Origin of the sequence: Aliidongia dinghuensis (genome assembly GCF_014643535.1) — a bacterium.
GTDB classification, from domain to species: Bacteria; Pseudomonadota; Alphaproteobacteria; order ATCC43930; family CGMCC-115725; genus Aliidongia; species Aliidongia dinghuensis.
The window spans coordinates 18,454-31,273 of sequence record NZ_BMJQ01000008.1 but is presented as its reverse complement, the minus strand read 5'-3'; the positions used below and the strand labels follow the sequence as shown (position 1 = coordinate 31,273).

Below are 12,820 nucleotides of genomic sequence, written 5' to 3'. Positions count from 1 at the left end.
ACTGCGGCGAAGAAGGGGTTGGCCTGCCCTTCCCGCCCCCCTTATGGTAGGCGCCGTTCGAACACGCGAGGAGGTGAGACGTCATGGGCCAGTTCGGAATGGGGCAGTCGGTGCGGCGGACCGAGGACCAGCGTTTCATCACCGGCTACGGCCGCTACACCGACGACATCAACCTGCCGCACCAGGCCTATGCCCATGTCCTGCGCTCGCCCCATGCCTCGGCGCGGATCACCCGCATCGACATTAGCGCCGCCGCAGCCGCACCGGGCGTGCTCGCCGTACTCACCGGCAAGGACCTCGCGGCCGACGGCATCGGCCCCATCCCCTGCACGGCGCCGATCACGAACATCGACGGCACGCCGGGCAAGTTCCCGCCCCACCCGGCACTGGTGATCGACCGGGTCCGCCATGTCGGCGACCAGGTGGCGCTCGTGGTTGCAACCAGCGCCGCCGCGGCACGCGACGCGGCCGAGCTCGTCGAGGTCGACTACGACATCCTGCCGGCCATCGCCGATACCGGCTCGGCGCTCGAGTCCGGCAAGCCGCTGGTCTGGGACGATATCCCCAACAACCTCTGCTTCGACTGGCACATGGGCGACAAGGCGGCGACCGAGGCCGGCTTCGCCAAGGCCGCGCGCGTCGCCAAGATCGACCTCGTCAACAACCGCGTCATCGTCGCCTCGATGGAACCGCGCAACGCGCTGGGCTTCTATGACCGCGGCGAGGACCGCTACACGCTCTACACCGGCAGCCAGGGCTCGCACACGCTGCGCAAGCTGCTGTCCGGCAATGTGCTGAAGGTGCCCGAGGCCAAGATCCGCGTGGTGACGCCCGACGTCGGCGGCGGCTTCGGCATGAAGCTGTTCCTCTATCCCGAGCAGGTCCTGGTGCTGTGGGCCGCGAAGAAGGTCGGCGTGCCGGTCAAATGGTCGGCCGAGCGCGGCGAGGCGTTCCTGACCGACACCCATGGCCGCGATCACGTGACCCATGCCGAGGTCGCGATGGACGAGAACGGCCGGTTCCTGGCCTGGCGCTTCGAGACGACAGCCAATCTCGGCGCCTATCTCTCGAACTACGGGCCGTTCATCCCGACCGCGGCCGGCTCCGGCATGCTGGCCGGCGTCTATGCCTCCCCGGCGCTCTATGTGCGGGTCAAGGGCGTGTTCACCCATACGACGCCGGTCGACGCCTATCGCGGCGCCGGCCGGCCCGAAGCGGCCTATGTGGTCGAGCGCCTGGTCGACAAGGCGGCGCGCGAGCTGGGCCTGGCGCCTGAGGAGCTGCGCCGGCGCAACTTCATCCGGCCGGAGCAGATGCCGTTCCGCACCGCGGGCGGGCTCACCTACGACAGCGGCGACTTCCGGAAGAACATGGAAGACGCGCTCACGAACATCGACCAGGCCGGCTTCCTGGCGCGCAAGGCGGAAGCGGCCAGGCGCGGCAAGCTGCGCGGGCTCGGCATCGCCTGCTACATCGAGCAGTGCGGCGGCGGTTCCGACGAGATGGCGGAGCTGCGCTTCGACCCGTCGGGCGGTGTCACTCTGCTGATCGGCAGCCAATCCTCCGGCCAGGGCCATCAGACCGCCTATGCCCAGCTCGTCGCCGACGGGCTGGGCCTGCCCTTCGAGAGCATCCGCGTCGTCCAGGGCGACAGCGACACAGTGTCGTTCGGTCGCGGCACCGGCGGCTCGCGCTCGCTGCCGGTCGGCGGTGCCGCGACCTCGCTCGCCGTCGGCAAGGTGATCGAGCGCGGCCGCAAGATCGCGGCCCATCTCCTGGAAGCGGCCGAGGCGGACATCGAGTTCAAGGACGGCCAGTTCACCATCGCCGGCACGGACCGCAAGATGGACCTGGTCGCCGTGGTGAAGGCGTCCTTCAACGGCAAGCTGCCCGCCGGCATGGAGGGTGGCTTCGACGAGACCGCGCGCTGGACGCCGCCGGCCGGCACCTTCCCGAACGGCACCCACGCGGTCGAGGTCGAGGTCGACCCCGAGACCGGCGAGACCCAGATCCTGCGCTATGTCGTGGTCGACGATTTCGGCGCGGTGGTGAACCCGCTGCTGCTCGAGGGCCAGGTCCATGGCGGCGTCGGCCAGGGCGTCGGCCAGGCGCTGCTCGAGGGCGTCGTCTACGATGCCGATTCGGGCCAGCTCGTGACCGGCTCGTTCATGGACTACGCCATGCCGCGGGCGCTGCACCTGCCCGACATCGAGTTCTCGTACAATGTCGTGCCGTGCAAGACGAATCTGCTCGGCATCAAGGGCGCCGGCGAAGCGGGCGCCATCGGCGCGCCGCCGGCGGTGATCAATGCCATCGTCGATGCGCTGGCGCCGCGCGGCATCGAGCATGTCGACATGCCGGCGACGCCGCTCGCCGTCTGGCAGGCGCTCCAGGCTGCGGCCCCGGCGGAAGCTGCCGAATAGATGGCTGACCTGGACCTGGGACCGCTGCTCGCCGCCGCCATCGACGCCGCCCACGACGCCGCCCGCGAGATCCTCGACGTCTATGCCGGGGACTTCGCGGTCGCCCGCAAGAGCGACCAGTCACCGGTGACGCTCGCCGATGCCCGGGCGGAAGCGGTCATCCTGCCGCGCCTCATGGCGGCTGCCCCCGACATCCCGGTCATCTCGGAGGAGCAGGCCGAGGCGACCGGCCTGCCCGCCGCCGCGGCCGAACGGTTCTGGCTGGTCGATCCGCTCGACGGCACCAAGGAATTCATCAAGCGCAACGGCGAGTTCACGGTGAACATCGCGCTCATCGAGGCCGGCCGGCCGATCCTGGGCGTGGTCGGCATTCCGGCGCAGGGCCTGATCTATGCCGCAGCCGGCCCCGGCACGGCGGGGCGCCACGACGCGAGCGGCACGCGCACCGCGATCGCAGCACGCGCCTGCCCGCCGGAGGGCGCGGTCGTGATGTCGAGCCGCTCGCACGAGACCAATACCGACCTCGACGCGCTGCTGGCACGCCGCAAGGTCGCCGAGCGTCGGATCGCTGGCAGTGCGCTCAAGTTCTGCAGGGTCGCCGAAGGGGCAGCCGACCTCTACCCGCGCATCGGCCCGACCATGGAATGGGACACGGCCGCGGGCCAGGCTGTGCTGGAAGCGGCCGGCGGCCGCATGACCCGGCTCGACGGCACGCCCTTCACCTATGGCAAGCCCGGCTTTCGCAACCCGGGCTTCGTTGCTGAAGGACGATAGGGGTCGAGAGGCCGGTAGCTAGGCGCCCGCCAACTCGGCCTTGAGCCAGGCGAGGAAGCGCCTGACCTTTGCCGTCTCAGCGCGATCGGGGCGGCTCAGGAACCAGTAGGCATAGGGGCTCGGCACCGAAAGCGCAAAGGGCCGCACCAGCCGGCCTGCGCGCACGTCGTCCGCGATCAGCAAGTCCGGCGCGAGCGCAACGCCCTGCCCCGCTGCGGCGGCGTCGAGCGCCAGATGGGAATTGCTGAAGCGCAGCCCCCGGTCGAGCCTGACCCGGTCCGCCACGCCGGCAGCCGTGAGCCAGGCCAGCCATCCGGCCTCGTCGGGCAGCGCATCGCGCAAGAGGTCTTGATGGGCGAGGTCCTCGGGCCGGTGCAGCACCGCCCGTCCCTTGAGCAGGAGCGGACTGCACACCGGCGTCAAGGCACCGACGGCCAACCGTTCGGCATGCAGCCCCGGATAAGGTCCGGTACCATAGCGCAGCGCCACGTCCACGCCCGGATCGCGCGCCAGATCGATCACCGCGTCGGTCGCCCCCAGCCTCAGCTCGATTTCCGGATGCCGGTCGCGAAACCGGCGGAGGCGCGGGACCAGCCATTTGGCGGCGAGCGACGGCACGACGCTGACCGACAGGGCCGCCCGGTCGGTGCCGGTAAGGCGCGCCTGCTCCAGCGCGCGATCGAGATCGGCAAAGGCGCGCTCGGCCGCCTCACCCAGCGCTGCGCCGGCCGGCAGCAGGCGGAGCGCGCGATTGAGGCGCTGGAACAGGCTCACGCCCAGATGCTCCTCCAGCGCCTTCACCTGATGACTGATCGCCGCGGGCGTCACACCCAGCTCGGCCGCCGCCGCCTTGAAACTGCCGAGGCGAGCCGCCGCCTCGAACGCCCGCAAGGCGGCATGCGGCACCGGCGCGCGGCTGAGAGGTGGGGATGTCATGGTTTGGTCAGATTAGTTTGATTCATCTGACAGCGAAAAGCGCTCGTTTGCGCCGCCGGGCGCAGCCCCGCATGCTGCGTCGGAGCGGAACCTGGAATGGCGAGACCCCATGAGCGAGCGAAGCTTCACCTTCCTGATCGGCAGCGGTCGGCGCGACGGCAACAGCGAACGCCTGGCCCGGCGCGCGGCCGAAGCGCTTTCGAGTTCGATCGAGCAGCGCTGGCTCCATCTCCTGGATCTGCCGCTGGCCCCCTTCGCCGATCTGCGTCATGGCGACAGCCCGTTTCCGCCCCCTGCCGGCCATGAGCAGACGTTGCTGGACGCCACCCTCCAGCCGACCGACCTCGTCTTCGTGGCACCACTCTACTGGTACGGCCTGCCGGCGGCGACCAAGCTCTATCTGGACTATTGGAGCGCGTGGCTGCGCCTGCCCGGATGCGACTTCAAGGGGCGCATGGCGCAGAAGACGTTCTGGGCCGTGACGGCAATCAGCGACGACGAGGATCGGATGGCCGCCCCGCTGATCGGCTCGCTCGAGCTGACGGCGGGCTATCTCGGCGCCCGGTGGGGCGGCGCGTTGCTGGGGCACGGCAACCGGCCGGGCGACGTGCTCCACGACGCCCGCGCGGTCGAGCAAGCACGAACCTTCTTCACCGAGGCAAGAGACGCCTAGCCAATCCGGCGCAGGATCTCGCGCGCGGCCTTGCCGATCTCGCGCGCCGCGATCGTGTCCGGCGCGTGCTCGGCGATGCCGAGGCCGGCCGCCATGCTCATGGCGAGGCCGCTGCGGTTGCCGATGCGGGCGTCGGCGAGCTCCGCCTTCACACCGTTGAGGGCGGCGATCATGTCGTCGGTCATGGCGCGGCGCGTGGGCACCCGGTTCATCACCAGGAGCACCGGCACCTTTTCCGCGACCGCCAGATCGATGGTCGGGCGTGTCGCCCAGACGTCGAGCGGGCTCGGCTGCACCGGGATCACGACCAGATCGGCGGCGCGCACCGCGATCTTGGCATCGGTCTGGGCGTGCGGCGGGCTATCGACGACGACCAGGGTGTGGTCGCGCTTCAACCGGTCGATCTCGGCGCTCGCGCGCCAGCCGTTGAGTTGCGTCAAGTCGACGCCGGTCTTGCCGGCGCCCAGGCGCTCGGCGCGCAGCGCGAACCATTGGCTGAGACTGCCCTGGGGATCGATGTCGACGAGCGCCACGCGCTCGCCCTGCGCGAGCCACGCGAGTGCCAGATGAGCCGCGAGCGTCGTCTTGCCGGCGCCGCCTTTTTGTTGCGCGATCGTGATGACCCGTGCCGCCATGGTCCGTCCGCCCCCAAGTGCGTTCCGCATTGCAGCAGTGTGATGCTGCTCACCGGTCATCCGCAAGCCGTGAAGCGGCGCGGCATGCTCGGCCGCCGGGCGTCCGATGCCGCTTTGGCCATCGTATATGGCGTGCACTCATGGCATTCTGGCGCCCGTATCGTGGCCCGGGTGATCCATGCGCCGCGGCAGACACGGAAGAATTGATGAGCATAGAGAGTTCGGACGCCGACCGGTCCTGGGAGTTCTTCGAGGCGGTACGGGCCCATATGGCGCGACACGGCCATCCTGCCACGCCCCGTGTCTATGAAGTCTGGTACGCCTATGCCTCGCGTCAGGACGCCGAACTGGTCGAGCGACTCGATCATGCCATAGCACTCCCCCATGCGGTGCCGCTGGCGCTGATCGAGGCGCTGCACGAGGAATTCTTCGCCCGCGAGCGTCAGACCGAAGTCGTCCGCCAGACCGGCGAAAAACTGTCGAACGAGCTGACGCGCATCCTGCAGATGTTGGCGAACGCCGGCCGCGACACGTCGAGCTTTGCCGATGCGCTCGAAAAGATCGCGGCACGCCTGCCGGCCGATGGCGAGCTGCGCAAGATCGTCGATACGATCGTGCTGGCGACCCGCCACATGGAGGCGAAGACCCGTCGCCTCGAATCCGAGCTCGAACGCTGCTCCGTCGAAATCCGTGCACTGCGTCAAGGGCTCGAAGCCTCCAAACGCGAGGCGATGACCGATCCGCTGACCGGCCTCTACAACCGCCGCGCCTTCGAGGAACGGCTGCGCCTCGCCGCCGCCCACTCGATGGAGACCGACACCGAGATGGCGCTGCTGCTGTCTGACATCGACAGCTTCAAGCAGCTGAACGACAGCTGGGGCCATCAGGTCGGCGACGCGGTCATCCAGCTGGTCGCGTCCTGCCTCAAGGAGGGACTGCCACCGGGCGCCACCGCCGCGCGGTACGGCGGCGACGAGTTCGCGGCCGTGCTGCCTGGCCTGTCGGTGACCGAGGCCGAGGCCTTGGCCGACAAAACGCGGGAGCTGGTCGGCAAGAAGCGCCTGCGCGACGCATCGAGCGGCAAGTCGATCGGCCATCTCTCGGTCTCGATCGGCGTCGCCGGCTACGTGCTGGCCGAGCGGCTCGACGAGTTGGTCCGTCGCGCCGACCAGGCGCTCTACGGCGCCAAGGGGAACGGGCGCAACCAGGTGAAGGCCGAGCGGGTACCCGGCAACAAGTAATCTCCGGGCTCAGTCGCCGCGTTCGGCGCGCGAACGCATGAGCGGCGCCCTGAGCGCGTGGCGCACCCAGTTCGGCGTCCGGTCGCCGCCGACGACGGCGTCCGCGAGCGCGTCGTCGAACCCATTGCGGAACTGCATCTCGAGTGTGTCACCGACACCGGTCGGCACGTTCATGTGCTTCAGCTGCATCGTACGAAACGGCCGGGCGGTCTTGGACACGCCGGCCTTGAACGCCCGCCGCCCGCGCATGTAGGCGAGGCCCAACAGCGTCCAGAGCCCGTGCCCCTCGAAGCGGGATCCTTCGTCGTCGGTCACTTCCGCCGGATCGAAGATGTCGCTGCCGATCTTGGGGGCGACGCCGGTGTCTTCCTCATCGTCGATCGCGTCGACCGCGGCCTCCCAATCCTCGAAGCTCCAGTGCGACGTGTTGCCGGCCGAGAAATTGAAGCCGCGACGCAGGATTCCGGTGAATTCGTCCAGGTTCTCGCTCGGCCGCGCGACCGGGTGATGCAAGTGACTCTTGGCAGAGATGGTCATCGGCAACTCCTCCCGACGCCCTCGCTCAATGAGGGTCTCTTTTTGTCGACGCCCTGGAGTCTACCGCAAACGCCACCCGCGATGGTTACTGATCGAGCTTCATCCAGGTGAGCTCGTGCTTGTTGTGATGGAGATGCAGCACCCGAGAGCCCGGTATCGCGGCAAAGGCGCGGGCCGTCGCGTGATCGGTCTCGGCCTGGAACTTGATCGTGCAGATGAAGTTGCGCACGAGGCCGCTCGCGAGCCAGGACTCGACCAGCCGGAGCAGCCGGGCCGGATAGCAGATGACGTCGCTGCACAGGAAATCGACCGGCCCGACCTCGCCCGGATCGAGCGCGAAGGCGCTCTGCTGCCGATGAGTGACGCGCGGCAGGGCCGCAATCGCCGGATCGAGCGGTGCCTTGTCGATGCTGAGCACGTCCGCGCCCAGTTGTTGCAGCACCCAGGTCCAGCCGCCGGGGCTGGCGCCCAGATCGACGCAGCGGTCGCCCGGCCCCGGATAGCGGCGCGCGAGCGTCAGCGCCTCCCAGAGCTTGAGGTAGGCCCGGTTGGGCGGCGCCTCGCGATTCTCGACAAAGCGGGCCTCGCCATGGCGGAACGGGCTCGAGCAGTGGGCGGCCGCCAGGATCAGATCCGGCTCGAGCAGGGTCCAGGAGCCGAACGGCGCGGTCGGCACGGGCGCCGGGAACACGAGCGGCTTGGCCCCGACGTGCGGCAGCAAGTCCTGGATCAATTGAGCGCGCCGGAAATGACCGAGCGGCCACAGGCCCCAGTTGCGCCCGCGCGTCTTGAGCGCCCGCGCCCCGTCCTTGATCGAGGCGATCGGAATGCGTTCGACGCCATGCCAGACATTCTGCGCCCAGGCCGCCGGCCGGGCTGGCCCCGGTGCCAGGATCAGGCGGTCATGTACCTCGACCTCCGGCCCCAGCTCCTCGAGCAGCGGCTCGCGGAAGCCATCGGCGGCAAGATAGGCCGTGAGCTGTTGCGGATCATCGGAAGCGGGCTCGGTCATGCCCGTCATATACCGCGCCGCGCCCGTCGACAGAATTGCGCGGCGCGCGCCCGAGCCCCCAGCAACCGAGACCCCAACACCCAAGCCCCCAGCAGATGAAACCTCAGCAGCCGAGCGTGGCGAGCAGGCGATCGACCGCCGCCATCAGCGCGTCCGGCGCAAACGGTTTCTGCAGCGTGCCCGACGCGCCCAGTGCCGCCGCCGCCCGCAGGTAGTCTCCGGGACTGCCGATAGTGGCGCTGCCCGAGATCGCCAGGATCGGCACCGTGCGGCTCAGCCGGCGGAGAGCCCCGATCGTCTCGATGCCTTCCTGCTCCGGCATCACGATGTCGGTGACGACCAAGTCGATCGCCTGCTTGGCGAAGATCTCGATGCCGTCGCGCCCGTCCCGCGCCTCGACAGAGGAATGTCCGGCCGCCTCGAGGAGCCCGCCAATGAGCGATCGAATCGTCGGATCATCATCGATGACCAGTATGCGCGCCATCTCGTGACATGCCTCCCTTTGGGAACGATGTCAGTCCTTCACCGGCGTTGCCGCCGCTGCCGTTCCAGGTTGATGCTTCGTTTGATCCGTGTCAACGAGAGGCAGCGGCCGATGGGCTTTCCGCAACCGGGCGTCCGCTGCGCCTCGCATCAGCCGCGCGCCGCGACGAACCGGTCGACGACCGAGGCCAGTTGATCGGCGGTGAAGGGCTTCAGGATATAATCGTTGGCGCCCAGTGCCTTGGCACCGGAAACCGCCCCGGCCGACGCGTCCGACGTCAGCATCACGATATGCGCCTCGGGCGAGCGCTTGCGGATGCGGATCAGCGCCTCCATCCCGGTCTGGTTCGGCATGTGGATGTCGAGGAACACGAGATCGGCCGGGCGTGCCTCGGCCATGTCGGCCACCTGCGCGCCGTCCTCGGCCTCGCGGATGCGGAAGACGTGCGGCAGGCTGGTGAGCGAGCGGCGCACGATCGTGCGGATCGAGCGCGCATCGTCGGCCACCAGCACGTGGATCGGCTTCGGCTCCTGCGCCATCCGGTCGGCGACCATACGGGCGATCCGCGCCGGCTCGAACGGCTTGGCGATGAAGCCGTCTGCCTTGAGCTCCTTGGCCTTGACGACCGTGTCGAGTGAGCTTTCCGCCGTCAGCATGACGACATGGGCCGCAGGATCGAACGACTTGATCGCGGCCAGCGCCTCGAGGCCGTTCAGCCCCGGCATGGTGATGTCCATGAACACGATGTCGGCCATGTGCTGCTTATAGAGCTTGACGGCGCTGTCGCCGTCGCCGGCCTCGACGATCTGGGCGCCGCGCAGCATACCCATGGCATTTTTAGCGATGGTCCGAATACTGCGCGAATCATCGACGATCAGAACGGTAAAGCCCGACACGGTTTCACTCCTGCGGCCGGCGCCGCGTTAACCCGCCCGGCCGCCGGTTCGGGCGGCCATCGGGGCTCGGATGCATAAGCGGCTGGCGGCCATCAGCCAACCGATAGTTTCATGACGTGAGGTCGGGCGCTCAGGATTGCTCGACCTTGATGAAGCGGATGCGCAGCGGCGTCTCCTCGACCGCGAAATCGAGCTCCATCGCGACCCGGGCACCCGGGATCGACAGGTGGAAATGATCGCCGGTCGCGACCATGGGCAGCGAGATCTGCGTGTCCGGCGGCAGCTGATGCTTGAGTCGGCCGGCCATCATGTTGGCAAGCTCGCCCACGACGTCCTGGACATCTTCGGGCTGCGGATCGTCGAGTGCCAGCACGCTCCGTGTCACCATCACGCCGAGGCTCCCCGGCAGCGTCACGATGATGCCGCCGTACCATGCACCCTTCAGCGTCACGCAGCCGGAGACGGAGGATTCCGGCGGCTCATGGGCGGGCTCGTCGAAGCGCGGCACCAGCTCGACGCCGAGAAAGCCCCGCCACACCTCGATCGCCAGATCGATCGCCTCTTCGGTCGTGATACCCAGGTCCGACATGTGCGTATTCTCCCTCGGGGATGCGCGCCACCCTGGACCGAGATCGTAAAGATTTCTTTGAGCCTGGCATCGGCTCGGGGCAAACTTCCGGTCCCGCTCCCAACCCGCAACGGGAGTACGACGCGACCGCACGGGACCGATGCCAGCCGAAGATCAAGACGAGACGCCGACCCAACCGATAGAGCCGCCCGGCATCGACGCTGCGGTCGAGCATCTGAAGAACGGCCGGCTGGTCGCGTTCCCGACCGAGACGGTCTATGGCCTGGGCGGCGACGCGACCAGCGACCTGTCGGTGACCCGCATCTTCGCCGCCAAGGAGCGGCCGCGCTTCAACCCGCTCATCATCCATCTGCCGGACGTGGCGGCGGCTCGCAATCACGTCGTGTTCGACGACCGGGCGAAGCGGCTCGCGGACCTGTTCTGGCCGGGCGCCCTGACGCTCGTCCTGCCGCGCCGGCCGGATTGCCGCGTCAGCTTGCTCGCGAGCGCCGGGCTCGACAGCCTTGCCGTGCGCGTCCCGGCCCATCCCCTGGCGCAGCAGCTGCTGCGCGCCGTCGGCCGGCCGATCGCGGCCCCGAGCGCCAACCGGTCGGGCCGCGTCAGCCCGACGACGGCCGCCCATGTCCGCGACGAGCTGGGCGATCGGGTGAGCCAGATCCTGGACGGCGGCCCCTGTCGGGTCGGGCTCGAATCGACCGTGCTCGACCTGACGGAGGAACCGGCGCGGCTGCTGCGCCCGGGCGGGGTCGCGCAAGCGGCGATCGAGGCGGCGATCGGCCCGATCGAGCAGGGCCTGCCAGTCGCCGACGGCCTGGCTCGGGTCGCTCCGGGCATGATGACCAGCCACTATGCGCCGGCGCTGCCGGTGCGCCTCGACGCGATCGACCCGCGGCCGGGCGAGGCGTTCATGGGCTTCGGCCCTCCGCCGGCAGGCGTGCGGGCCCCCGACCTGCAGCTGTCGGCGAGCGCCGACCTGGTCGAGGCGGCGCAGCACCTGTTCGCCGGCCTGCGCGCGCTCGACCGGCCCGAATTCACCGGCATCGCCGTCATGCCGATCCCCGAAGAGGGCCTGGGTGCCGCGATCAACGACCGGCTGCGCCGCGCCGCCGCACCGCGCTAGGCCGCTCACGGTTCCATGCTAGATTTCATGCAATGATGTGCGAGGAGACGTCCATGGCCGAGCAGGTTCTCGACCGGATCAAGCAGGTGGTCGGACCCAACGGCTGGCTCGAGGAGCCACGCGACATCGAGCCCTACGAGGTCGAGACGCGCGGGCTCTATCACGGCAAGACCGCACTGGTCGTGCGGCCGGGCAGCACCGAGGAAGTGGCGACGGTCGTGAGACTCTGCGCCGAGGCGGGCTTGCCGATCGTCCCCCAGGGCGGCAACACCGGGCTCTGTGGCGGCGGCGTCCCCGACGAGGATGGGCGCAATATCGTTCTGGCCTTGGGCCGCATGAACAAGGTCCGCTCGATCGACCCGGCCAATTTCACGATCACGGTCGAGGCCGGCGTCATCCTGGCCGACATCCAGCGCATCGCCGCCGAGCATGACCGACTGTTCCCCTTGAGCCTCGGTGCCGAGGGCTCCTGCCAGATCGGCGGCAATCTCTCGACCAACGCCGGCGGCGTGCAGGTGCTGCGTTACGGCAACACGCGCGAGCTGACGCTGGGCCTCGAAGTCGTGCTGCCGGACGGGCGGATCTGGAACGGCTTGCGCACGCTCCGCAAAGACAACACCGGTTACGACCTGAAACAGCTGTTCGTCGGCGCCGAGGGCACGCTCGGCATCATCACCGCCGCGACGCTCCGCCTCTACCCGAAGCCGCGAGCGACCGCGACCGCATTCGTGGCATTGCCCGACACGGATGCGGTCATGAGCCTCTTCGCCCAGGCCCGTGCCGCGACCGGCGACCAATTGACCGCATTCGAGCTCATCCCGCGCATCGGGCTCGAGATGGCGATGAAGCACGTGAACGGCGTCGTCGACCCGCTGGAACAGCCTTACGAGACCTATGCGCTCATCGAGGTTTCGACCGCGAGCCCTCATGGCGATGTCGGCGCCACGCTCGAAGGCCTGCTCGCCGAAGCGTTCGAGGCCGGTACCGTTGTCGACGGCACGATCGCGGCGAGCGGCGCGCAGCGCGACGCCTTCTGGCTGATCCGCGAGGGCATGGTCGAAGGCCAGCGCTTCGAAGGCGGCTCGATCAAGCACGACATCGCCGTGCCGGTCGCCTCCGTCGCCGAGTTCCTGAAGACCGCGACCGCCGCCGTGACCGAGCGGCTGCCGGGTATCCGGCCGGTCGCCTTCGGCCATTGCGGCGACGGCAACATCCATTTCAACCTGAGCCAGCCCGCGGGCGCCGACAAGGACACCTTCCTCGCCCGCTGGGAGGAGTTCAATGATATCGTCCACGGCATCGTGGCGGGCTTGAACGGCTCGATCAGCGCCGAGCACGGCATCGGCCGCCTGAAGTGCCAAGAGCTCACGCACTACAAGGCGCCGATCGAGCTCGAGCTCATGGCGCGCGTCAAGCAGGCGCTCGATCCGAAGCACATCATGAATCCCGGCAAGGTCGTCGCAGAAGCGGCCTTCAATGCCCTCAAGGGAGAGTAGCCCG

Annotated in this window: 13 protein-coding genes; 6 read left to right on the top strand and 7 right to left on the bottom strand. The window is 68.9% G+C overall.

Annotated features, from left to right (window positions below; translation table 11 throughout):
* Positions 1 to 83 precede the first annotated feature (83 nt).
* Positions 84 to 2,423, top strand: a complete 2,340-nt coding sequence (locus tag IEY58_RS15770; protein WP_189047443.1) for a xanthine dehydrogenase family protein molybdopterin-binding subunit — start codon at positions 84 to 86, stop codon at positions 2,421 to 2,423.
* A complete protein-coding gene (gene cysQ / locus IEY58_RS15765) occupies positions 2,424 to 3,197 on the top strand; it encodes a 3'(2'),5'-bisphosphate nucleotidase CysQ (protein WP_189047441.1) in 774 nt (257 codons plus the stop codon). It begins immediately after the preceding gene.
* Between the two features lie 18 nt (positions 3,198 to 3,215).
* Here the strand turns inward: cysQ and gcvA are convergent, their stop codons facing one another.
* On the bottom strand, positions 3,216 to 4,133 hold the full coding sequence (gcvA, locus tag IEY58_RS15760; protein ID WP_189047439.1) for a transcriptional regulator GcvA: 918 nt from the start codon (positions 4,131 to 4,133) through the stop codon (positions 3,216 to 3,218).
* Between the two features lie 109 nt (positions 4,134 to 4,242).
* Here gcvA and IEY58_RS15755 point away from each other — a divergent pair, with 109 nt between their 5' ends.
* Entirely contained in the window at positions 4,243 to 4,806 is a 564-nt protein-coding gene (locus tag IEY58_RS15755; protein ID WP_189047437.1) for a flavodoxin family protein, read from the top strand.
* Here the strand turns inward: IEY58_RS15755 and parA are convergent.
* Complete coding sequence (parA, locus tag IEY58_RS15750) at positions 4,803 to 5,441, bottom strand: ParA family partition ATPase (RefSeq protein ID WP_189047435.1); 639 nt, start codon at positions 5,439 to 5,441, stop codon at positions 4,803 to 4,805. The two genes, IEY58_RS15755 and parA, sit on opposite strands and share 4 nt — an antisense overlap.
* Before the next feature lie 206 nt (positions 5,442 to 5,647).
* Between parA and IEY58_RS15745 the strand changes: the two genes are divergently transcribed.
* Positions 5,648 to 6,682, top strand: a complete 1,035-nt coding sequence (locus IEY58_RS15745; RefSeq protein ID WP_189047434.1) for a GGDEF domain-containing protein — start codon at positions 5,648 to 5,650, stop codon at positions 6,680 to 6,682.
* A 9-nt stretch (positions 6,683 to 6,691) separates the two neighbouring features.
* Here IEY58_RS15745 and IEY58_RS15740 read toward each other — a convergent pair whose 3' ends face one another.
* The 5 genes from IEY58_RS15740 to IEY58_RS15720 form a co-directional block, all read right to left on the bottom strand.
* Positions 6,692 to 7,219, bottom strand: a complete 528-nt coding sequence (locus tag IEY58_RS15740; protein ID WP_189047432.1) for a hypothetical protein — start codon at positions 7,217 to 7,219, stop codon at positions 6,692 to 6,694.
* Between the two features lie 85 nt (positions 7,220 to 7,304).
* A complete protein-coding gene (locus IEY58_RS15735) occupies positions 7,305 to 8,231 on the bottom strand; it encodes an SAM-dependent methyltransferase (RefSeq protein ID WP_189047430.1) in 927 nt (308 codons plus the stop codon).
* A 103-nt stretch (positions 8,232 to 8,334) separates the two neighbouring features.
* Entirely contained in the window at positions 8,335 to 8,715 is a 381-nt protein-coding gene (locus tag IEY58_RS15730; protein WP_189047428.1) for a response regulator, read from the bottom strand.
* Positions 8,716 to 8,864: 149 nt separating this feature from the next.
* The gene (locus tag IEY58_RS15725; protein ID WP_189047426.1) at positions 8,865 to 9,611 is read right to left on the bottom strand and encodes a response regulator; all 747 of its coding nucleotides are present in this window, start codon (positions 9,609 to 9,611) and stop codon (positions 8,865 to 8,867) included.
* A 130-nt stretch (positions 9,612 to 9,741) separates the two neighbouring features.
* Entirely contained in the window at positions 9,742 to 10,200 is a 459-nt protein-coding gene (locus IEY58_RS15720; protein WP_189047424.1) for a chemotaxis protein CheX, read from the bottom strand.
* Positions 10,201 to 10,339: 139 nt separating this feature from the next.
* Here IEY58_RS15720 and IEY58_RS15715 point away from each other — a divergent pair, with 139 nt between their 5' ends.
* A complete protein-coding gene (locus tag IEY58_RS15715) occupies positions 10,340 to 11,320 on the top strand; it encodes an L-threonylcarbamoyladenylate synthase (RefSeq protein ID WP_189047422.1) in 981 nt (326 codons plus the stop codon).
* 53 nt (positions 11,321 to 11,373) lie between these two features.
* Positions 11,374 to 12,816, top strand: coding sequence for an FAD-binding oxidoreductase (locus IEY58_RS15710; protein WP_229743751.1), 1,443 nt, complete (start codon positions 11,374 to 11,376; stop codon positions 12,814 to 12,816).
* The last annotated feature ends 4 nt before the right edge of the window (positions 12,817 to 12,820 follow it).